The sequence below is a fragment of the Bradyrhizobium lablabi genome (assembly GCF_018131005.1).
Taxonomy (GTDB): domain Bacteria; phylum Pseudomonadota; class Alphaproteobacteria; order Rhizobiales; family Xanthobacteraceae; genus Bradyrhizobium; species Bradyrhizobium lablabi_D.
The window spans coordinates 706,536-729,289 of the sequence record NZ_JAFCJK010000002.1 but is presented as its reverse complement, the minus strand read 5'-3'; the positions used below and the strand labels follow the sequence as shown (position 1 = coordinate 729,289).

Below are 22,754 nucleotides of genomic sequence, written 5' to 3'. Positions count from 1 at the left end.
CGAAATAATTTATAGGAACCCGATCGAAATCCACGGAAAAATCGCGACGATGATCAGGCCGATCAGCAGCGCCAACAGGTAGCCCCAGATCGGCCGGATGCCCTCGGCCGGATCGACACGCCCGATGGCGCAGGCGGCATAATAGCCGACTCCGAAGGGCGGCGCGAACAATCCTATGCCCATCGCCAGAATGATGATCATGGCGTAATGGACCTCGTGCACGCCCACCGCCCTTGCGATCGGAAACAAAAGCGGTCCGAACAACACGATCGCCGGGATTCCCTCGAGTACGCTGCCGAGGATCACGAAGGCCAGGATCGAGACGGCGATGAAGGTCGCCGAACCGCCGGGCAGGCCTGTCATCGACGCTGCCAGGGCGCGCGAGAAGCCGGACTGGGTCAGGCCCCAGGCCATGCCGGTCGCGGTCCCGATGATCAGGAGAATTGCGCCCGACAGGCATGCCGTATCGATCAACATCGGCAGCAGCCGCCGCCAGTCGAATTGACGGTAGATCAGCAAGCCGATCACCAGCGCGTAAACGATGCCGATGGTCGAGACCTCGGTCGCGGTAGCGATGCCTTCGACAACGGCATAGCGGATCACGAAGGGCAGGGCCAATGCCGGCAGGGCGAATACGAATGCCCGCCCGATTTCGCCCGCCTTGGCGCGCTGGACGTGACTGAGATCCTCGCCGCGATAGCGCCACCACACCAGCGCCGACAGCGTGATCGCGAGCACGACACCCGGCAGCAGCCCTCCGGTGAACAACGCCGAGATCGAGACGCCCGTCACTGATCCGATGGTGATCAGCACCAGGCTCGGCGGGATGGTTTCGGTCTGCGCTCCGGTCGCCGCGAGCAGGGCGACGAGGTCGCCAGACCGGGCGCCACGCTGCTTCATCTCGGGGAACAGCACCGGCGCGACAGCCGCCATGTCGGCAGCCTTCGATCCGGAGATTCCCGAGACGAGATACATGGCACCCACCAGCACATAATGCAGCCCACCCCTGACATGCCCGAGCAGGCTTGCGAGGAACGCGACCATCGCGCGTGCCATACCTGTCATCTCGATCAGGAGGCCGAGGAAGACGAATAGCGGCACCGAGAGCAGGATCAGATGGCTCATGCCGTCGTCCATGCGGCCGACCAGCACCATCAGCGGCGTGCGCGTTGTCAGCGCGAGATAACCGACGATCGCCATGCCGAAGGCAAAGCCGATCGGCACACCGGCAAAGACGCAGAATCCGACCACGCCGACAAAGAAGATGATCAGATTGAGGTTGCCGAGCGGCCGCAGCCAGGGCTGTGCGAACCAGAACAGCCCGATCACGGATGCTACCGTGATCATGGCGGTCAGCAAGGTCCTGACATCGCCGGTCCGCGCCAACCGGAGCAGCGCGAACAGCGCCATCAGGCAGATGCCGATCGGCAGCGCCGCAGCGCGCCAGGTGTTGGAGATCTGCAGCGCCGGCGTGGTGATGAAGCTTTCCTCATAGGCATATTCGTATGCCGGCCGCGCGATCAGCAACAGGAAAGCAAGCGCCGCGCATGTCGCGACGACGTCGAGATAGGCCCGCAGCGCCGGCCCTGCGTTCGCGACCAGCGCGGTCATCCGCATATGCTCACCGCGACGAAACGCCACCGCCGATCCAAGCATCGCGAGCCACAGGAACAGGATCGACGCCAGCTCGTCCGACCAGATCAGCGGCGCGTGGAGCGCGTAACGCGCCACCACGCCCGCGAACAGAATCACGACCTCGGCCACCACCAGGATCGCCGCCGGGATCTCCACCAACACCCCAAGCGCCGCTTCGATGGAACCAAGAATGGAGCGGCGGTGAGGGGACCGGGAGGCGACCTCACCGGCCACGGCCGACGTCGTGTCCACATGAGCCATGGCAAGAGCTCCGCTAACGGGCTAGGACAGCTTGCCGACGGACTTCTCGAGCAGCTCCCACGCCTTCTCGCCGTATTTGCCCTTCCATTCGGCATAGAAGCCGGCGGCGCGAAGCTTGTCGCGGAACGGCGCAACATCCGGCTGATTGAAGGCCAGACCTTTGCTTGCGAGCTCCTGCTTGACCGATGCGTTGAGCTTTTCGGTGTCCTCGCGTTCCTTGACCGCCGCCGCATTGACGTTCTTGGCGACGATGGCGCGAATGTCTTGCGGCAGCGCCTGCCAGGCGCGGCGGTTCATCAGGAACCAGAAGCCGTCCCACATGTGATTGGTCAGCGAGCAGTATTTCTGGACCTCATACAGCTTCGCAGCGGAAATCAGGGCCAGCGGGTTTTCCTGACCCTCAACGATCTTGGTCTGCAGCGCCGAATAGACCTCGCTGAAGTTGATCGAGGCGGGCGCGGCGTCGAAAGCCTTGAACATCGAGGTCCACAGCGGCGACACCGGCACGCGAATCTTGAACCCCTTGAGATCGTCAGGCCCGGTAATCGGTTTGGTCGACGACGTGGTCTGCCGGAAACCGTTGTCCCAGATCTTCTCCATGACCTCGAGACCGGCCTTGTTGATCTCGGCGCGCACATAGCCGCCGAGTTCGCCGTCCATGGCCTTCCAGACCGTCGGATAATCAGGGAACGCGAAGCCGATGCCGTTAATCGAGGCCGCCGGAACCAGCGTTGCCAGGATCAAACCTGAAAGGGTGAAAAACTCGACGCCGCCGGAGCGCACCTGGCTCAGCATGTCGGTATCGGAGCCGAGCTGGCTGTTCGGGAACACTTGCAGGTCAAACCGGCCGTTGGTCTCGGTCTTGATCGCCGCGGCCATCTCCCGGGCGCGCGCCACGAACGGATGCGACTCCGGCAGATTGTTGGCGAACTTGTAGCTGAACTCGGCGGTCTGGGCGCGCGCGACCAATGGCGCACCAATCCCGCCGAGAGCGGCGGAAGCAGCGGTGGCCTTCAGCAGCGTGCGTCGTGAAAAGCTCATCGGTTTCTCCCTCGAGAGATTTGTTGTTCTTGCGACAGGCCTTCGTATACGGACCTGATGCCGCGGGGTCACCACCGATCTCTGCATAGGGCGCTGCTTTGCCCGTCCCGGCAGCCATTTCCGCGTCCAAGGCGTTCTGACAGGCGCAGCCCGCGGTCACAACCCCGATTGCCAAATTCCGGCTTTCTCCAAGGGGTTCTCGGCAAATGTTGTCGATTCTCATTAATCGGAGTCAGCGGCGCAGAGGCTGGCCGGCTCGGTCAGGACTGTAGAAGTCGGCGATCACCAACTGCCCGCAACGGTTTGACTCTGATCGACCCCAAAAGCTGATGGAACGCGGGACAAGTGTTTGATCCAATTGTTGATATTATATTCCATAATATACCTTATGCGAATCTCGTCTTCGCGGAGTTCAATTCCGCTTCGCCGCGCTTCTCCTCGACATGGATTCTTTTTGGCACTGAGCGGTTGGTCTCGCTGCGGTAAGCCAGCGACCCCTCGATCCGTTCCGATCAAGCCGACGGTGGGACGTCGAGGCCGATTTCCCGCTGCGGTCATCTCGAACGCGGCGTCAAGCGAGTTCCCTCACCCGCGCTGCCGAGTCGGTCGCCCTGCGTGTTTCGGAAGGAAGTGCGCTCCAGTGTCGTAATGAGCTGCGCGGCAATCAAGCCGCGGCGCACCGAGTCCTGTCGCCATGATAGATTAAGATGCGGCCCATCAAGGCTGTCGGAGATCGGGCCGCTGAAGAGACAGCGCGAGATTGTGCTGTCTTAAGGGAGGACGCTCCATGCCGAGAAAAGAGATTCTCGACCAGATCCAGAAGTACATCCACCCGTTCCGCATTTCCAAGGGCAAGGGCTTTCTGCTGAGGGACTTCGACCCCGGCGACACGCGCGGTCTGAACATGGAAAAAGGCGAAGCTGCCGAGCTTCTTCAACGAGGCACCCGGTGGCTCGCAGAAGAGCAGGACATTCTTTATGCCCAGGATCGTTGGTCGCTGCTGCTCGTGTTCCAGGCCATGGATGCCGCCGGCAAGGACAGCACGATTAAACACGTCATGTCGGGAGTTAATCCGCAGGGATGTCAGGTCTTTTCGTTCAAACAGCCCTCAAATGAGGATCTCGCACACGACTTCATGTGGCGCTACGTCACGCGTCTGCCGGAGCGTGGGCGGATCGGAATCTTCAATCGCTCCTATTACGAGGAGGTCCTCATTGTGCGCGTTCACGAAGATATCTTGAAGCGGCAGAGGTTGCCGCCATCGTTGATGAGCAAGCGGATCTGGGACGAACGGTTGGCGGACATCGCGCACTTCGAGGATTACCTTACCCGTCAAGGCATCATCATCCTCAAGTTCTTCCTGAATGTGTCGCGTGAGGAGCAGAAAAAGCGCTTCATGAAGCGCCTCGACAACCCAGAGAAGAACTGGAAGTTCTCTGCATCGGACGTGAACGAGCGGAAGTACTGGCGCGACTATATGAGCTCGTATGAGGCGGCCATCGCGGCCACTGCATCGGAGCAAGCGCCGTGGTACGTGGTGCCGGCCGACAACAGGTGGTTCACCCGGCTTGTCGTCGCCGCGGCAATCGTGGAGGCAGTGGAGAAGCTCGACCTTGCATATCCGGAGGTGACCCCGGAGCAGAAGAAGGAACTGGCGGCGGCTCGTGCGGAGCTTGCGCGTGACGCTCGATAGCTGGAGGCTTACGCGCCGGCTTCCGCGGCGACAACAGCCTTCCGCAAGGAGCCGGATGAGCGAATGACAAGCTTCTCTGCCTCCACCACGAGGAAGAACAGCAACCCTCCCGAAAGAAGCCAAGGCCACACCCAAAGCGGGACAGATTCGTTGCCAAACATCGCCTGGACAGGTGGTGCATAGGTGAAAAATAGTTGCAGGATCACGACGGCAATGATGCCGAGCGGCAGGTACGCGTTGCCCATATGCGCCTTCAGGGAGAGCGACGAATCGAGCAGGTAGCGGCTATTCAGCAAATAGAAGACTTGGCCGATTGTAATGGCATTGACCGCTACCGTTCGGGCAAGCCCATCCGACGCGCCGTGCGCTTTCATCCAGAAAAAAGCCAGCAGGGTGTAAGCAAGGAGCGCCAGGCCGACAAAGATGATCCGCCAAATCCCGAAGCCAGTCACGATCGGGCGGTCTACTACGCGCGGCGGCCGATGCATCACATCGATTTCGTGCGGCTCGAAGGAAATGACCAGGCCAAGCGCGACAGACGTGACCATGTTGACCCAGAGCACTTGTGGGGCCGTGATCGGCATCGTGAACCCGACAAAGATTGCTACCGCAATGACCAGCGCCTGCGCGACGTTGGTCGGCAGCAGGAATAGCATGGCCTTCTCGATATTGTTGTAGACAGTGCGCCCTTCCTTCACGGCCGCCGAGATCGAGGCGAAATTGTCGTCGGCCAGGATCATTCCGGCGGCTTCCTTCGTCACCTCGGTGCCCTTGATACCCATCGCAACCCCGATGTCGGCCTTCTTGAGGGAGGGCGCGTCGTTCACGCCATCGCCTGTCATCGCCACGATCTGACCATTGGCCTGGATCGCTTTCACCAGGCGCAGCTTGTGTTCGGGGCTTGCGCGCGCGAAGACGTCAACGCCGCGGACACGTTCCTGCAACGTCGCGGTGTCCATGTCCTCGATCTCGGCGCCCGTGATCGCGGTCTTTCCGTCGCCAAGCCCGAGCATCTTGGCGATGGCCGCGGCGGTGATCTTGTGATCGCCCGTGATCATGGTGACCCGGATGCCGCCACCGTGGCACTCCTTCACGGCTTCGATGGCCTCTTTTCGCGGCGGATCCAGCAGACCAATTAGGCCGAGCAAGACGAGGGTCCTTGGCAGGTCAGCCGCGGTGAGGCTGCCAGCCTTTACATTCGGATCCTGCAGCCACGCGAGCGCCAGCACTCGTTCGCCTTGGGCCGCGAGCCTGTCCGACTGTTTCAGAAAGTGCTCGCGGTCGAGCGGGCTCGACTGGCCGTCGCTGGTCTGCTGGCGATCACAGTGCTCAATGATCACTTCGGGGGCGCCTTTGACGAGCAGGACTTGCTCTCCGCCCACAGTTCGATGGAGCGTCGCCATGAACTTGTGCTCGGATTCGAACGGAATGGCGTCGATACGTGGAGATGCAGCTTGTTCGGTCTGCCGATCCAGGCCGAGCTTGGCAGCGAACGGATAGAGCGCGCCTTCGGTCGGATCGCCCTCCACCTTCCAGGTGCTTTCCTCCTGGAACAGTTCGGCATCGTTGCAGAGCACGGAGACCCGGCCCATGAGCGCAAGTACTGCGTCCTTGCCTGCGGGCTGTCCGTCTTTTTTGACTTCCCCCTCGGGAGAATAGCCATTGCCCGTAATTTGATACGCCCCCTCGGCCGTGACGGCCGACACCACCATCATTTCCATGAGCGTCAGCGTGCCCGTCTTATCCGAGCAAATCCGCGACACCGAGCCGAGCGTCTCGACTGCGGGCAACCGCCGGATAATGGCGTTGCGCTGGGCCATGCGCTGGACGCCGATGGCCAGGGTGATCGTGATAAGTGCAGGCAGTCCTTCCGGGATGAGCGATACTGCAATGCCGACGACCGCCTGGAAGAGCTCCACGAAGTCCATGCCCCTCACCCACTTGCCGTAGGCGAAGATCAGGACGCTGATCAGCCCGATCGCCGCAGTGATGGCGTAACCAAATTTCTTGATCTGGCGTAGCAGCGGAGTCTCGAGCGGGCTGACGTCGGCGAGCAATTGGTTGATGCGGCCGAGTTCCGTCTCATTGCCGGTCGCAACAACCAATCCGGTAGCGCGACCGGATACGACCATGGTGCCGGAAAATGCCATGCATTCCCGATCCCCGACCGTCGCGTTCGCAGGCACCGCGTCGACCCGCTTTTCCGCCGGTACCGATTCGCCAGTGAGGGCGGCCTCTTCGGTCCGCAAGTTCTTTGTCTCGAAAAGGCGCAGATCCGCAGGAATCTTGTCGCCCGACTCCAGCAGCACGACGTCTCCCGGAACGACCTGCTCTGCGGGAATCATGCGTGTCTCTCCACCGCGTACCGTCCGAGCCTCGGCGGACAGCATGTTGCGGATGGAATCCAGCGCCTTCTCGGCCCTACCCTCCTGAATGAACCCAAGGAGCGCGTTGAGTACGACCACGCCAAATATGATTGCGGCGTCGACCCACAGGTTCAGCATCAGCTTGGTGAATCCTGCGGCGAGCAGAACATAGACCAGCACGTTGTTAAACTGCGCGAGTAGCCTGGCAAATGGGCCCCGTTTCCTGCCCTCCGGCAAACGGTTTGGCCCGTATTTTTGAAGTCGGACCGTCGCCTCAGCCGGATCAAGGCCTCTTTCAGAACTGGTCGCAAGTCGCGTTACGACCTCATCTCGAGGCATCGCGTGCCATGACCGCATCTCATTGATCGCGTTCGCACTCGCTGCTGCAGTCATTGCTTGTGCTCTACGAAATGCCGACCGGCCGACATCTGGCATCTCCTTCGAAATTCAATGACATGCGTTGTGTCTTAAAGGCCTTTGATCTAGATCAAGAAACCGAGACCCGATCGAAGCCCTATCCGATTGGTGCTATCGCAGGCTTCGGTTCTTTCGCGAGAGCGAATTTGCGGCCCGTCTCCAGCCTGAAACCGCGAAAACGGAGCCCGCAGCCATGATTGCCCCACGATCCGCGCCGGCGACCTCGGGCCGGCGAGACGCAGCAACGGCTTGACCGCAAGCCGCCATACCTTGATCTAAATCAAAGGACGTATCGCGCGTAAGGAACAATAACAGGCCAGTTTGGACGCTCGCGCTCGATAGCAGGTAAGGAGGATCGCAATGTTCTTCTTTCAGGAGGGCTTCACTTATCGAAATTTCCTGCTGGACGTCCTCACGATATTCTTCTTTATCGTATGGTTGTGGCTGCTTATTACAGTTGCTTCCGATCTATTCCGACGCCACGACATCTCGGGCTGGGTCAAGGCAATGTGGGTTATAGGATGGGTCGTATTTCCATACATTTTCGTGCTTGCGTACTTGATCTTTCAGGGAAGAGGCATGGCGGAGCGTAACGCGCAACAAGCTCGCCAGGCGCGCGATGAACTCAGGAGCGTAGTTGGTTTCAGCGTCGCCGATGAAATCGAAAAGCTCGGCCGGCTGAAACAGGCAGGGTCGATTAGCGATGCCGAATTTGCGCGACTGCGCACTCGGCTTGTGCAGTGAACCGGTAAGCGCGCTACCAGCGGATCAACGCCGAACCCCAGGTCAATCCCCCTCCCATCGCGTCGAGCAGGACGAGATCGCCCTGCTTGATCCGGCCATCGCTAACGGCTTCCGCCAAGGCGAGCGGGATCGAAGCGGCCGAGGTGTTGCCATGGCGGTCGAGGGTCAGGACGATCTTTTCTTTCGGTAGATCCAGCTGGCGGCCGACCTCTTCGATGATGCGTCTATTTGCCTGGTGTGGAACGACCCAGTCGATCTCCGCCGGACTGAGGCCGTTCGCCGCCAGCGCCTCCGCCGCCGCCGCCGCAAGATTGGCAACGGCGTGTTTGAACACCTCGCGCCCATCCATGCGGACTTGGCCCACGCTCCCGGTCGATGACGGGCCGCCATCGGTATAGAGTTTATCCTGGTAGCGGCCATCGGAATGCAGATGGGTCGACAGGATACCACGTCCACCGGCACCACGTTCGACTTGGACTGCCTGCAGGACCACCGCCCCGGCGCCGTCGCCGAACAGCACGCAGGTGCTCCGATCCGTCCAGTCGAGAAGGCGCGTAAAGGTCTCCGCCCCGATCACCAGCGCCGTCTGCATCTGGCCGGTCCGGATCATGCTGTCTGCGACGGAGAGAGCATAGACGAACCCGGAGCAGACGGCCTGTACATCGAAGGCCGCTCCCTTCGTCATGCCGAGTGCAGCCTGCACCCGCACGGCGGTCGCGGGAAAGGTCTGATCGGGCGTGGTGGTTGCGAGCACAATGAGATCGAGATCCGATCCAGAGATGCCTGCGCGGGACAACGCGGCCTGGGCGGCAGCGATCGCCAAATCCGACGTCTTCTCACCCTCCCCGGCGATACGCCGCTCCCGGATCCCCGATCTTTGGGTGATCCACTCCTCGCTCGTATCGATCGTCTCCGCGAGTTCCGCGTTGGTCACCCGACGGGCCGGCAGCGCCGCACCACAGCCGACCACGCGGGCACGATACATCGCGGTGCTCAAGCTCTGGCTCCATCGCCAGAACCATGGCCCGATGGCTGGTAGCCCCGCAGCAGCCAGTTGGCCGCCTGAAGACCAAGTGTGTGATCCTCGCCGCTTTGAATCGTACAGCCTTGAATGTCCCGGAGCAGCTTTTCGACTGGATATTGTCGCCCGACCCCGTTTGCGCCGAAAATCCGAATTGCCTCCAATGCTACGTCCGTTGCGGCCTCAATCGCCGTCGTCTTGGCCGTTATCGAGGCGAGGAGATGAGGACCTTCCGCCGAGAAATTAAACGCGGCGGCCCGACGGAGCATCGCACGTGAGACCTCCACCTTCCGCCACATCTCGTATAGCCGCCATCTGACCAGTTGATGACGAACCAATGGCACGCCCCCTTGCCGGCGCTCGCGCGAATATTCAAGTGCGCGCTCGAACGCTGCTGTCGCGACGCCCGTAGCAATGGCGCCAATGCTCATAACTGCAGCCGTAAGCACGCCAAACATCGAGGCGTGGTACTCCTCTTTCCCATGCAAAAGGTACTTCGTGGGCAAGCGGACATCATCGAATTTTATGCTGCCTATTGGAAGACAGCGCTGACCTATCATTTCACTGGGGGTGCCTCTGCTGACACCAGGCAGGTCAAGAGGCACGACCAGCACGGCGCCGAACACGCCGCCATCTGGCCGCAACGGACCGTCACCATAATCAGCAGGACAGTGAATGAGCGCGCATTCCGCAATCGGAGCACACGCTATCCATTCGGATGAGCGTCCGGTCAAAACGATTTCACTGGAGCTCACCTTTGCTTGCAAAGTTGCCACCGATTGCGTCGATCCGGCCGCCAACTCGAAGCCCGAATAGTCAATCACGTCCGAGCCGCGATCAGGGTATGTCGCTATCCAGCAGCCGCGGAGGTGGCCAAACTCTTTGATTAGCTCGGGATCGCCGTTTGCTCTTACTGCGAATTCCGCCCTTTTCGATATGAACGCGGCAACCGCCAAGCCCGCGTCTCCGTACCCGAGCTCTTCGAAAACGATCGGCAATATGCGCTTGAGGCGTTCCGGCCCAAGCTGTATCAGCACCGAGGGCGCGATGCCCAATTCTTCGAAGCTTTGGAGGTATTTCCACAGAGGGGAGCTTGGATCGATCAGCTCCTGAGCGGTCATCTTATCCAACTGCGCCGAGGTGGGACGCATGACGTCCAGCGCAAAACGCCTGACCCTGGCCTGAAACTCTCTTTCTTCAGCGGAGAGATCACTGTCCAAGCCGCTAACCCCAAGGTAAGGGTTCTTGACTTCATTCACGCTGAGCATTGCTAGGCCTCCGTTGCATCGAAATAATATTCGCTAGACTGAATGGTGATGTCTCGAGGGCACCAGCACCACGGCTTCACCATTGATAACGATCTGGTCGCCGACGGTGCATCGGGTCCGCAGCACCACGCGGTTGCGCTCCGGCACCAGTTCGGCGACGGTGACCAGCGCCGTGACCGTATCTCCAGGACGAACAGGCGCGATGAACTGCAAGTTTTGCGAGACGTAGATCGAACCTGGTCCCGGCAGCCGCGTGCCGATCACCGCCGAGATGAAACCGGCGCTCAGCATCCCTTGCGAAATCCGGCCCTTGAAACGGGTCGTCTCGGCATAGACCTGGTTGAGATGGAGCGGGTTGGTGTCGCCGCACACACCGGAGAACAGCAGGATGTCGGCCTCCGTCACCGTCTTGGCGAAACTCGCCGACATTCCCACCACAAGATCCTCAAAGCAGTAACCTTCCGCCGCTCTCCGAAGGTCATGCACAATGTTCATCGTCAAGCTCCGCCGCCATGACGTTTCAGTGGAAGAGTGACGATCGCTTCCTGGAGATTTGGCATGCGCGATCGCCCCACCCGCGTCGGCGCTCCCAGCTATTCGGCCGCCATCGGCAACGCCCGTTCCAGATACATCGACGCAGTACCGAGAAAGCCGGCGGCACCTTGGACGGCCGGCGTCCGCATGATCGAAAAATGATCGCTGTCGAAGCCGACTGCGGTGACGGGACCGGCGCTGAGGGCGTGCAATCGGTCGAGCGCCTCCTCGACGCTTTTGGCGTTCCCGGCCCGCAGCGCGAGCGCATAGCGGATCGGCGCGCGGATCGGGCGCGGCACGTGGCGCGCGAACGCGATTGCGTTCGCCGCATGGATCCGCAGCAGCCGGTCGGCCGCCTCCATATCCGAAAGGCGCCTCAGACGATCAAGTCCATGCTGCTCGTCGAAGATCGTCCGGAAATCCGGATGAGCGAGCATCCAACCGAGCGGATCGTCATGGGTCTCATCGAGCCTGTCGACGAGCGCTCGCGCGCGGCTGGCGCTGATACCGCCCGGAAAGGGACTGTCGATGACGACAATACCCGCGTGTTCGTCGCCTTCGTCTTCAATTTGTCGAGCCATCTCTTGCGCCACCACGCCGCCGAACGACCAGCCACCGACGATCTCGGGCGCAGTGCCCAGCGCTTCGATCAGCGCGTGACGATAGAGCTCGGCCAGTTCCTGTACCGACCGGTAACGGGTGTCTCCTCGCTCCGCTTCCGGATGCCGCACCCCTACGATCTTTGCCCCACCCGGCCAGGCAGCGGTCAGTTCGCTGTAGCACAGCACGTCACCGCCGACGGGATGGACCAGCGCGATCACCGACCCGCGCCCTTCCCGCAGCGTCACCACCAGATCATTGTAACCGTGATGGATCATTGTTTGGCCTACCGAGCGCTGTGCTTGCACCCGAGACAAACGCGCAGACTTCTGCGCGGCCTCGGTCCGGTCGATCGCCTCACCATCGTCGGCATAAAACGTCGCGATGTTGCGGATGGACGCGCCGGCTGCGAGCATTCCCGCCGGCAAGACGCGACCGAACCGCTTTTGCAGGCACACACGCAGCTCCATCAAGGCAAGCGAATCGAAGCCGAGCGCAATCAGCGCCGTATCGTTGTCCAATGCGACGCTGGAAACCGGCGTTATCGTGTCGACCACGATCTCCAGCACGGCATCGATCGTCGTCCCATTAGAGTTTTCAAGCTCGTGCGCTTCGACGTCAGGCTCGCCTACACGCATGGAGCGCTCTTTCATCACCTGCTCCTCGAGCGCAGGGAGTTCGATGTGCTTGGTCTCGAAGACGTAGGTCGGCGCTTCGACAGGAACAGGGGGCGCTCCGTAAAGACGCTCCCACTTCGGCGCATGGCCGGCGCAATAGAGCCTTGCGCACGCGTATGCAAAGCCTTCCGGCTCGGGATGTTCAGCGCCTTCGGGGCCGTCGCAGAGGGAAGAGATCGCGCGGGTCCAATCACCGGTGGCCGCCTTGGCGAGGTTGGCGAGCCCGGCGCCCGGCCCGACCTCCAGGAAGCTGACGTCATCGCCGGCGACAGTCGCCAAAGCCGCCTGAAACAGCACCGGCCGCTCGACCATACTCACCCAGTAATCGATGGTCGCGATCTCATCTCCGGCCCGGCGCCCCGTGACAGTGGAGATCATTTCGATCTCGGGTACGTTCAGTTTGATCGGCGCCAGCGCCTCGCGGAAGGGTGGCAGGATCGGCGCGAGCAACGGCGAGTGGCCCGGCGTATCGTAGGTCAACACGCGCGCGACGCGTAGGCCCTGGCCGGCAAGCAGCGCTTCCGCAGCGGCGACGGCGGCCGGCGTGCCACTAAGGACCGTCTGCTCCGGTCCATTGATAGCCGCGACGAACAGATCCTTGCCCAGCACCAGCTTTTCGCCGACCCATTTGGCGCCGGCAGACACCGCAAGCATCGCGCCCTGCGGCCGCAAGTCTTCGTACAGTCGGCCGCGCGCCTCCACGGCCTTGAGCCCATCATCGAGCGACATGACGCCCGCCACGACAGCCGCTGCATGCTCGCCGAGGGAATGACCGATCACGGCATCAGGATTGAGCCCCAGCCACATCCAGGTGCGCGCGACCGAGTGCAGCAGCACGAAATGGGCGAGTTGTCCGGGGTGATGGCGGTTATACGCCGGATCGTCCTCTAACATCGCATGCTTCACATCCGACGCCACTTCGGGCGCAAGGTGCGCAAGGCAGTCGTCGACGGCTGAACGGAACATCGGGTTGTCGCGATAAAGTTGCGCGCCGACGCCGGGCCGCCACCCGCCCTGTCCGGGAAAAAGGAAGACGAGCCTGGTCTTGGCCGCCGCGCCGCGCGCATGCCAGCGGCCCGTCGGGATGCTCTTTCCGAACTCTCGCAACGCTTCGGCCATCTGCTCGCGATTTGCGCCCAGAACCGCAAGGCGATGGCCCCAATGCTCGCGCCGGACGCTCGCCGTGTAGCAGAGATCCCTGAGGTTAGTCTCCGGTCGCTCCAGCGCCTTCAGATAGACGGCGGCGAGATTCCGCAGCGCCGCGGGCGACCGAGCCGAGAGTGTCAACACCCGCAGCCGATCGGACTGCAACGTCACCTGCTTCGCGGGCGGCGGCGCCAGCAGCGCGTGAGCGTTGGTGCCACTGATCCCGAAGGCACTGATGCCGACCAGTTGTCCGCCGAGCGCCAGCGTCTCGCCGGAACTGACGCGCATCTGCGATCCTTCCCAGCGAAACCGCGGCGTCGGCGTGTCGAAGCCAGCCTGTCGCGGCGCATGGTGATGCCGCAATACCAGGATCGCCTTGATCAGCCCGGCGATGCCGGCCGCACCTTCGAGGTGACCGATCTGTGCCTTCAACGCACCCAGCATCAGCGGCGCGCGCCTTGCTGTCGTCGCGTAAACGTTGCGCAGCGCGGTAAGCTCGATGGGGTCGCCGAGCGAGGTGCCGGTGCCGTGCGCCTCGACATAGGCGACATCCTCCGGCTTGGCGCCGGCATGCGCCAGCGCCTGCCGGATCACCGCTTCCTGGGCGGCGACGCTCGGGGCCGTCAGGCCGTTGCTGGCGCCATCATTGTTGACCGATGAACCGACCAGCAGCGCCTCGACCCGGTCGTTGTTCGCTGCCGCATCACGCGCCCGCCTGAGAACGACAACCGCGCCGCCTTCGCCACGGATGTAGCCGTTGGCGGCACTGTCGAAGGTCCGGCAACTGTCGGTGGTCGACATCGCCCTGAGGCGGGCGAACCCTATCGTTTCCTCCGGACCGAGAATGAGATTGACGCCACCGGCGATCGCCAGGTCGCAATCGCCGCAGCGCAGGCTCTGCGCCGCGAGATGCACCGCGACCAGCGAGGCCGAACAAGCCGAATCCACATAGATCGCCGGCCCTTGGAGACCGAGCGTGTAGGCGACCCGACCAACACCGACGGCGCGATTGGCCCCCAACTTGCCATAGAAGGTGATGCGGTGCGGATCGCCCGAGCCGACCGTCCGGCGAGCATAATCGACATCCCCGGCCGTGAGGAACAAACCGACGCGCTGGCCGCGCAACGTCGAGGGAACGATCGCCGCATTCTCCAGCGCGCTCCAACACAGCTGCAGCATCCAGCGCTGCTGAGGATCCATCTCCAACGCCTCTGCCATCGAGATGCGGAAGAATTCTGGATCGAAGAGATAAGGATCGTCGACATAGCCGGCGCGCCGAGAATAGGTCGTGCCGGCAAGGTCGGGATCGACCGAATAATACTTGTCTATGTCGAAGCGGTCGGCTGGCGTCTCGCGAATTGCCACCTTCCCGCCCTTGACGAATTCCCAGAACGTGGACGACGCATCGTTGTCGCCTGGAAGTCGAAACGCCATTCCGATGATGGCAACCGGATCAACGGGACAGACGCCTTCCTGCTGGGCTCGACCATTCATTGCATTGACTTTCCTACCGAGATGTTACGCGTGCTCGAGCACGTCACCAATCGGCGGCATCGCCGATCAGCTGATCTTTGCCGGCCGGTCCTTTGCCGTCGTTCGGATTTGGAGCGCCGGCACGATCCGCAAGGTGTTGCGCGAGCGCTGCAAAAGTCGCCTTCTCCCAGATCACTGTCTCATCGACAGGGATTCCCAACTTTTCTTCGAGAAAGATGGCCAGCTCGACCGAGTGAATGGAGTCGAAACCGGAACCGTCAAAGGTCTGGTTGATATCAGACGGCATTTCGATTTCATGATCCGCCGCCCATTTGCGGATAAGCTCGAGAACTGTTTCGGGACTGCTCATGGTCTGTCTCCTTGATTTCACAAGACATGCGAACTGGATCGCCCGGCATCGATGCCGAGCGTCTTGCGCGCGATTTCCTTGCGCGATGGGATCTGCCGAGATCGGTTGTGCGCGGGCGATCCGCGCGTGTATCATTGCCCCGCCGATGAGATCGTGGCGATCACCTCGCCTCCGCCCGTCACCGCCGCCAATTGAAGCTTTGCGAAGAAAGATAAACTTGACTGCGAGTGATTATCCCTGACGGCCCCCCTCTCCTTTGCGCGCTGCGTGGACCAGGACCGCCATGTTTCCCGGTAAATGCTGGTTACGCAGCATCTTGGCGTGAGCCTCGGGCAACTCGTTCCACGTGAACACTTCGGACAGGCATGGATCGATGCGGCCCTCAAGTACCAGCCGATTGGCCTCTGCGGCTTGCTTCATGTTGGCGAAGTGGCTGCCCTGAATCCGCTTCTGCCGCATCCAGACGTAGCGAGCGTCCAGTGTCAGTTCGAACCCGCTGGTCGCCGCACAGAACACCACCATGCCGCCACGCCTGACGATGAAGCTCGAGACCGCGAAGGTGTCGCGGCCGGGATGTTCGAAGACGATGTCGACCTCGCCACTGCGTCCCGCGGCCTTGCGAACAGCCCGGCCGAATTGCCTGACCTTCTCGAGATAGGCCGCGTAATCGTCGGCCGAGTCCATGGATGGTGGCGGCCCCCAGCAGTTGAATTGGGATCGGTTGATGACCTCGACGGCTCCGAGCTTTCTGACGTAGCTCGCCTTCGCGTCGTCGGAGACGACGGCGATCGGGTGGGCACCTGCGGCGGCGGCAAGCTGCATCGCCATCGATCCCAACCCGCCTGCGGCGCCCCAGACCAGAACTGTCTTTCCGGGACCAAGCACGTGGGGCGCATGGCCGAACAACATCCGATACGCTGTGGCCAACACCAGCAGATAGCAGGCGCTGGCTTCCCAAGTCAGATGACCGGGGCGAGGCAAAAGCTGTGCGGCTTGAACGCGGGTGAATTGGGCGAAGGCGCCGAACGAGGTTTCATATCCCCATATGCGCTGTGACGGCGACAGCATCGGATCACCGCCATTGCATTCCTCGTCGTCCCCACTGACCTGACAACAATGCGCAACCACCTCATCGCCCGGACGCCAAGATCGAACGTTCGAACCGACAGCCCAGACGATTCCTGCTGCATCGGAGCCGGCGATGTGGAACGGCTCGCCGTGGAAATCCAACGGTGATACTGGATGGCCTAGGGCCGCCCATATCCCGTTGTAGTTAATCCCCGCCGCCATCACGAGGACAAGCACGTCGTTTGGGCCTAGCGATGGAACGTCAACGGTCTCAAGCTGGAATGCCGATCGGGGATCGCCGTGACGATCGCGCCGGATCGTCCATGCGTGCATCTTCTTGGGCAGGACTCCCAGTGGAGCATCCTCTCCGATGTCTAGTAAAGCGGTGCGCGCTGCTTGCCGTTTGACAGAATCGATATCGAGTTCAATCGCTTCGCTTGCGTTCATGTTTCCACGCGGCTTGTAAAGACATCTGTTGTTTGCAACCGGCACATTTGACATCGAGCAAACGCGGACAACTACAGAGCTCTCCCGGTGCAGACGCTAGACTTTGATGTTCGCTTATCATTCAACCAGAGACTGCACTCTGTACCGTTCACATCATATCGAATAGTCACTGCGGATGACGTGCGCGTGTAAGATGCTTCAACTTTCCTTGAAAGAGCACACACACAAATCAACGCGCCGCGATCTTCAAATAACTTTCCAAGCAATTTGTGTGATATCCGGTCGTGTCGCCGCAATGCCTCGCGGATTGCCAACTGACATTAAGGGAGCCTAGGCCGTTGCGGTGATAGTCGTGACATGCCCAGGGTTCACCTTGGTGGAGGAGCCACCGGACCTGGTCCGGCTATTCCCTTCGGATGACGTCCTCATCGCCGACTCGCGGCGGTGCGCTCAGTTCCGCCCCAGAGTCCTCGGCGCATCTTTACGGTCCACGAAGGCAACCGGATTGCCTTTCGCGACGCTTCCGGCAACTCGTTCGGCGTCCCAGTTCGTGAGACGTACGCAGCCGTGCGATTCTGCCTTGGAGACTTTTCCCGGCGAAGGCGTCCCGTGAATGCCATATCCTTCGGAAGACAAGTTGATCCAAACCGTTCCGACCGGATTGTTGGGGCCTGGCCTGATGGTGAAAGGCTTGCGGGAGCGGACGTTCTTGAAGTGATAGTCAGGATTGTAGCGGTACGTCGGGTTTCGGTTGACTTCCGTCACCTTCAAGGTACCCGATGGCGACGGCTTCTCCTCGCTCCCGACGCTGGCGGGATAAAACCCGATGAGCAAATTCGATTTGTCGAACAACTTCACAGTCTGCCGGCTCTTATCGACCTCGATCCTGTCCGCCTTGGCCTGTGCAACTGTCCCTCCGCCACCCGTATCCACGACGACGATGGTCTCGCCGGCACGGTCGATGCGGCGGCCAGGATTGAGGGTCGCCAGCAGTTGCTCACTCATGTGAAATCTCTCGGCTAATTCTTCGCGCGGGCTGGTGTATCCGAGTTTCGGGATGTCCTTCATGTCTTCCATTCTCGATGGGAGCTTTGCCAGGAACGGGCCGGCCAAGTCCCGCTCGGTGATGGTGTAGGTCGTTGTCACGGGCCGGTCGTCTGCCCGCAGCGCCTTCCAGACATCCTCTGTCAGAGCGTCCGAACTTGGCAACTGCTGAGCTTCCGAGTAGGCCTGCAGCGCCTTCTTCGCATTCTCTCCGAACTTGCCGTCGATCTCGCCCGGCGAGAAATGCGCCCTGTCTAACAGAACCTGCAGCCGGACGCCCGCCGGAGTCGGCTTCTCGTTTGATAAGGTCTTCCTCGACGGCTCCACGGATTCGATGGCCGCCGCGTCAATCTCTGCGCCGAACGCGGAACCAGCCACCAGGGCAATGACGAGAACTGTCCAGACCTGTCCCGCCTCCTTGAGCGACATCGCTGATCCCTTTCACCCTTCTGTCGATTGAACACTGAAATTCTGGGCTGTAGCGGCAGCCAAGTTGCACCTCCGATGAGACGCCGCATCGTCGCAAGCCAACTCATCTGGTTAGCGGAAGTTTCTACTTTCCTGGACGATTGGAGATTTGCAGGAGCGCTACCGCGCGCCCCGCTTTGGCGCTCAGCCAGGGAGGCGCGTTTGACATGTTATAACATATGGGCAAAAGTCCTAACTTAACCGGCCAAAGCCGGGTCAGGGAGGACAAAATGAAATTGCACAGACCCACCAGGCGGACGTTCCTCAAGACGGGTACGGCGGCCGCGACTTTGATGGGATTTGGTCCGGCGCTGCTGCGGCAAGCCGCAGCGCAGGAAGCAGACCTTGCTCCGTACAAATCGGCGAAGATCGACTGGCAGCAAGCCACGGGAGAGACCATCACCGTTGCGGTGATCCCGGCGAGCTATTTCGAGAACCTCATCACGCTTGCGCCGCAGTTCAAGACGTTGACGGGAATCGACGTCCGCTTCGAAAAGATTCCACCGGCACAGATCAGGCAAAAAAGCGTCATTGATCTCACGTCAAAGACCGGCACCTACGCGACCCACGCCGCTGATCCGATGTATTACGCGCTCTACGCCGCGAACAAATGGGTCGAGCCGCTCGATACCTACCTCAAGGACCCCAAGCTGACCGATCCGGCCTGGTTCAACTTCGACGACATCATTCCCGCCTGGCGGAGCGCCGACAGCGTCGGCGGAAAGCTGTATGGCGTGCCCTACGACGGCGAAGTCACCATTCAGGTGTATCGCAAGGACCTCTACGACGCGAAAGGCCTGAAGCCTGCCAACACGCTCGAGGCCTATATGGCTAACGCGGCGGCGCTCAACTCGCCGAACGACCGCGTTTGGGGCGCAGCTCTTCGAGGCGTCGCGGGCGCCGGTCAGAACATGTACATCTATCCGTCCATCTTCCGCGAGTTCGGCGGCGAGTGGCTCAAGGGCGGCAAGCTCACCGTAAACGGGCCAGAGGCCGAGGCAGCGCTCGCCTGGTATATCGACCTGATGCGCAAATACGCGCCGACGGCCGCCGCGAACTGGAACTGGCCCGACATCGCCGACGCCTTCTCGCAGGGAACGGTCGCCAGCTATATCGATGCCCACTCCTCCGCATCGGTCGTCAACAATCCCGAAAAGTCCAAGGTCATCGGCAAGGTTGCCTATGCACGCTGGCCCAAGGGTCCCTCCGGCAAGCGCGTCACCTCGATCTGGAATTGGGGTTTCCCGATCAACTCGGCACTCCCAGAGAAGAGGAAAAAGGCCACCTGGCTCTTCATCCAGTGGGCCGCAAGCGCGGAGACGCAGGCACGCACAGCACATCGCTTTGCCGGCCCCGCGAAACGATCCGGCGTCAACCGGAGCTCGATCTGGCGCGACCCCGAATACGTCAAGCTGATGAACGGGTTCGGCGATAATTTCGTCGAAGCCACGATGGAGGCGTTGCAGAGCGACACTGACGTGGACTGGCGTCCGCGCGTTCCACAATGGCCCGCGATCGGCGACACGATGGCCACCGCCATCCAGTCAGCGTTGTCCGGACAAGCGACCATCAAGGTGGCGCTCGACGACGCCCAGCGCCGCATCGAACCGATGATGCGCGGCTGACCCGATGGCGCCGACGACGGACATGGCGGCTGCTGCCGCGGCTGCGATCGTTCCGAACGATTTCAGCCGCGTGCTTGCGCAGCGCGAACGCCGCTTTGCGGCCGCCCTGCTCGCTCCGGCTTTCCTCGCGCTGCTGGCGACCACGACGTTCCCGCTGATGTTCCTCGTGTGGACCAGCGCGTTCCGGATGGATCTGGCAATGCCGTTCGCGAACGGCTTTGTCGGGTTCGAAAACTACCAGGCGTTGCTGACCGACGAGCGGTTCTGGTCGTCACTGCTGCTCAGCCTGGTCTACACCGCGTCGACCGTCGTGCTGCAGGTCGTCATCGGGCTGGCGCTGGCGTTGCTGGTGATGGACATGAAACGTGGCCAAGGCTGGTTCCGCTTGATTGCGATCTTGCCCGTGGTGCTTTCGCCAGCGGTCGTCGGCATGATCTGGCGGACCTTCATGCTGGCACCGGAATTCGGAATCGTCGATTTCCTCGCCATCAATGCCGGCATCGGCAGCAAGAACTGGCTCGGCGATCCCCTTCTGGCGATGGTTTCGGTCATCGCGATCCATACCTGGCAGTGGACGCCGTTTGCCTTCATGGTGCTCCTGGCTTCGCTCGCCGCGCTCCCCGAAGATATCTATGAGGCGGCCCGTCTCGATCGCGCGACTGCCTGGCAACGTTTCCGCCGCATTACCTTACCGCTGCTGCGTCCGGCCATCGTGATGGTCATCATCATGCGCACGATGGTGGCGTTGACGGCCTTCGCCGCGATCTTCACCGTGACTGCGGGCGGTCCCGGGACAGCAACCGAAATTCTCAATCTCTATGCTTACAGAAAGTCTTTCACCGAGCTCTCGATCGGCTACGGGTCCGCGCTGGCCGTCGCGCTGCTGATCGTGACCGTCATCATATCCGGCGTTCTGTTTGCCCTGCGGAGGGCGAAATGAGCGCGCGTCGCGTCCGCATGTTCGCATTGATTGCGATTTCGCTGGTATTCCTGCTGGCGTGGGCGTTCCCGATCGTCTGGAGCGTGCTCAACTCGCTCAAGACCGATCCGGATGTCCTTGCCTATCCACCGAAGCTGATCTTCTCGCCGACGCTCGATGCCTATCGCGACGTGCTGTTCGGCTCCGGATCGATCCTGCCGAATCTCGTCTCCAGCATCGTGATCTCGGTCGGGACGACCATTGTCACCATGCTAATGGCCATACCAGCAGCTTACGCGCTGGCGCGCCTGCGGTTTCGCGGCAAGAAGTTCGCGGGCTTCTATGTCCTGGCGACGCAGATGCTGCCGCCCGTCGGCATCATCATCCCCTACTTCCTGGTGCTTCGGAACATTGGCTGGATCGACACGTATCAGGGCATCATCCTCATCTATCTGTCGTTCTCGCTGCCCTTCGCGATCTGGCTTCTGGTCTCCTATTTCGAGGACATCCCGTTTGAAATGGAAGAGGCCGCCTATCTCGATGGCGCAAGCCGATTGCGCACGCTTCGGCGCATCATCATCCCGCAGGTTCGCGGCGGCATCGCCGTGACCGTCGTGTTCGTATTCCTCAATGCGTGGAACGAATTTCTATTTGCCGTCGTGCTGAGCGGCAACACCGTGCGGCCGGTGACGGTGGCCATGTTCAACTTCGTGTCGGTCGAGCAGACATTGTGGGCCAAGCTCGCAGCGGTGTCTGTGCTTGCGATGCTCCCTGTCGTCGCGCTCGGCGTCGTCGCGCAGAAGCATATCGTCAAGGGCCTGACGGTCGGTGCCGTCAAGGGCGGGGGACGCCGATGAGTGGCCGTGGCGAGGTGCGTTTCGAGGACATCATCAAAATGCACGGCGAATTCGCCGCGCTCAAGGGTGTCAATTTCGAGATCAAGCCTGGCGAATTCTTCGCCCTGCTCGGCCCGTCCGGTTCGGGCAAAAGCACCACGCTACGGATTCTTGCAGGTCTTGACGCGCCGACGGCGGGGCACGTCTATATCGACGGCAAGGACGTCACGTCGGTCGACGCCCGCGATCGCGATATCGCGATGGTATTCCAGAGCTATGCGCTCTATCCGCACATGACGGTGGCCGACAACATCGCTTTCCCGCTCGAGATGGCCAATATGCCCAGGGCCAAGATCGGCCCGGCAGTGGTGGACGCGGCCCGCAAGGTGAAGATCGATCACCTGCTCGACCGCAAGCCGGGACAGCTTTCGGGCGGACAGCAGCAGCGTTGCGCCCTCGCCCGCGCCATTGTGCGCAAGGCCCGGCTCTTCCTGCTCGACGAGCCGCTGTCCAATCTCGATGCCAAGCTACGCCTGGAGACCCGGGCCGAACTGAAGAAGCTTCAGCGCTCGCTCGGGGTGACGGCAGTCTATGTGACGCACGATCAGGAAGAGGCAATGACGCTGGCTGATCGCATGGCGGTCTTCATGGCCGGCGAGATCCAGCAGGTCGGCACGCCGGCCGAAGTCTTTGCCAAGCCCAATTCGATCGAGATTGCAGGCTTCATCGGGAATCCGCCGATGAACCTCTTGCCGGCGCGATACATCAACGGCGATATCACGATCGGCGGTCGCTGGTTGAAGACAACCGCGCAGCTCGCGGGCGAGCGCGACGTGATCGTCGGATTGCGGCCCAGCGCATTGCGAATAGTGGCCGACGGCATCAACGGCAAGGTCGACCTGATCGAGGATCTCGGCGATAGCGCCATCCTGGATATCGATTGCTCCGGAACGCAGATCCGCGCCCGCGTCAATCACGACAACGTCCCGCGCGAAGGCGACGCCATCGCGATCGCGGCCCGCCCGCAAGACATCCACCTGTTCGATCCAACAACCCGAAAGCGTCTGTGACAATGCCTGCCCGCACACGCAAGACAACAGA

General features: G+C 61.4%; 16 protein-coding genes. 6 read left to right on the top strand and 10 right to left on the bottom strand.

Annotated features, from left to right (window positions below):
• Positions 1 to 9: 9 nt before the first annotated feature.
• A complete protein-coding gene (locus JQ553_RS08400; protein WP_212499419.1) occupies positions 10 to 1,896 on the bottom strand; it encodes a TRAP transporter large permease subunit in 1,887 nt (628 codons plus the stop codon).
• Between the two features lie 21 nt (positions 1,897 to 1,917).
• Positions 1,918 to 2,937 carry a TRAP transporter substrate-binding protein gene (locus tag JQ553_RS08395; protein ID WP_212499418.1) on the bottom strand — a complete coding sequence of 340 codons (1,020 nt, stop codon included), beginning with the start codon at positions 2,935 to 2,937 and terminating at the stop codon, positions 1,918 to 1,920.
• A 787-nt stretch (positions 2,938 to 3,724) separates the two neighbouring features.
• Here JQ553_RS08395 and JQ553_RS08390 point away from each other — a divergent pair.
• Positions 3,725 to 4,630 (top strand): polyphosphate kinase 2 family protein, encoded by a 906-nt coding sequence (locus JQ553_RS08390; protein WP_212499417.1) that lies wholly within the window; start codon positions 3,725 to 3,727, stop codon positions 4,628 to 4,630.
• An 8-nt stretch (positions 4,631 to 4,638) separates the two neighbouring features.
• On the opposite strand, the gene JQ553_RS08385 is transcribed toward JQ553_RS08390, so the two are convergent.
• On the bottom strand, positions 4,639 to 7,335 hold the full coding sequence (locus tag JQ553_RS08385; RefSeq protein WP_409363047.1) for an HAD-IC family P-type ATPase: 2,697 nt from the start codon (positions 7,333 to 7,335) through the stop codon (positions 4,639 to 4,641).
• A 438-nt stretch (positions 7,336 to 7,773) separates the two neighbouring features.
• On the opposite strand from JQ553_RS08385, the gene JQ553_RS08380 reads away from it, so the two are divergent.
• The gene (locus JQ553_RS08380; RefSeq protein WP_212499415.1) at positions 7,774 to 8,157 is read left to right on the top strand and encodes an SHOCT domain-containing protein; all 384 of its coding nucleotides are present in this window, start codon (positions 7,774 to 7,776) and stop codon (positions 8,155 to 8,157) included.
• Positions 8,158 to 8,170: 13 nt separating this feature from the next.
• Here the strand turns inward: JQ553_RS08380 and JQ553_RS08375 are convergent, their stop codons facing one another.
• The 7 genes from JQ553_RS08375 to JQ553_RS08345 form a co-directional block, all read right to left on the bottom strand.
• Positions 8,171 to 9,142, bottom strand: a complete 972-nt coding sequence (locus tag JQ553_RS08375; RefSeq protein ID WP_212499701.1) for a beta-ketoacyl-ACP synthase III — start codon at positions 9,140 to 9,142, stop codon at positions 8,171 to 8,173.
• Positions 9,143 to 9,150: 8 nt separating this feature from the next.
• Positions 9,151 to 10,446, bottom strand: a complete 1,296-nt coding sequence (locus JQ553_RS08370; RefSeq protein WP_212499414.1) for an acyl-CoA dehydrogenase family protein — start codon at positions 10,444 to 10,446, stop codon at positions 9,151 to 9,153.
• 33 nt (positions 10,447 to 10,479) lie between these two features.
• Complete coding sequence (locus JQ553_RS08365) at positions 10,480 to 10,941, bottom strand: MaoC family dehydratase (RefSeq protein WP_212499413.1); 462 nt, start codon at positions 10,939 to 10,941, stop codon at positions 10,480 to 10,482.
• Positions 10,942 to 11,039: 98 nt separating this feature from the next.
• The gene (locus JQ553_RS08360; RefSeq protein WP_212499412.1) at positions 11,040 to 14,897 is read right to left on the bottom strand and encodes a type I polyketide synthase; all 3,858 of its coding nucleotides are present in this window, start codon (positions 14,895 to 14,897) and stop codon (positions 11,040 to 11,042) included.
• A gap of 43 nt (positions 14,898 to 14,940) precedes the next feature.
• A complete protein-coding gene (locus tag JQ553_RS08355) occupies positions 14,941 to 15,246 on the bottom strand; it encodes an acyl carrier protein (protein ID WP_212499411.1) in 306 nt (101 codons plus the stop codon).
• Positions 15,247 to 15,477: 231 nt separating this feature from the next.
• Complete coding sequence (gene ccrA / locus JQ553_RS08350) at positions 15,478 to 16,761, bottom strand: crotonyl-CoA carboxylase/reductase (RefSeq protein WP_212499410.1); 1,284 nt, start codon at positions 16,759 to 16,761, stop codon at positions 15,478 to 15,480.
• Between the two features lie 450 nt (positions 16,762 to 17,211).
• On the bottom strand, positions 17,212 to 18,234 hold the full coding sequence (locus tag JQ553_RS08345) for a L,D-transpeptidase family protein (protein WP_212499409.1): 1,023 nt from the start codon (positions 18,232 to 18,234) through the stop codon (positions 17,212 to 17,214).
• Between the two features lie 269 nt (positions 18,235 to 18,503).
• Between JQ553_RS08345 and JQ553_RS08340 the strand changes: the two genes are divergently transcribed.
• Genes JQ553_RS08340 through JQ553_RS08325 form a run of 4 tightly spaced genes read left to right on the top strand, consistent with a single transcriptional unit; the run spans position 18,504 to position 22,723 of the window.
• Positions 18,504 to 19,898: a sugar ABC transporter substrate-binding protein gene (locus JQ553_RS08340; protein WP_212499700.1), complete on the top strand. Its 1,395-nt coding sequence runs from the start codon at positions 18,504 to 18,506 to the stop codon at positions 19,896 to 19,898.
• A 4-nt stretch (positions 19,899 to 19,902) separates the two neighbouring features.
• Positions 19,903 to 20,838, top strand: a complete 936-nt coding sequence (locus tag JQ553_RS08335) for a carbohydrate ABC transporter permease (protein ID WP_212499408.1) — start codon at positions 19,903 to 19,905, stop codon at positions 20,836 to 20,838.
• A complete protein-coding gene (locus JQ553_RS08330) occupies positions 20,835 to 21,674 on the top strand; it encodes a carbohydrate ABC transporter permease (protein WP_212499407.1) in 840 nt (279 codons plus the stop codon). The genes JQ553_RS08335 and JQ553_RS08330 overlap by 4 nt, the downstream gene beginning before the upstream one ends.
• Entirely contained in the window at positions 21,671 to 22,723 is a 1,053-nt protein-coding gene (locus JQ553_RS08325) for an ABC transporter ATP-binding protein (RefSeq protein WP_212499406.1), read from the top strand. Before JQ553_RS08330 ends, JQ553_RS08325 begins: the two co-directional genes overlap by 4 nt.
• Positions 22,724 to 22,754: the final 31 nt, after the last annotated feature.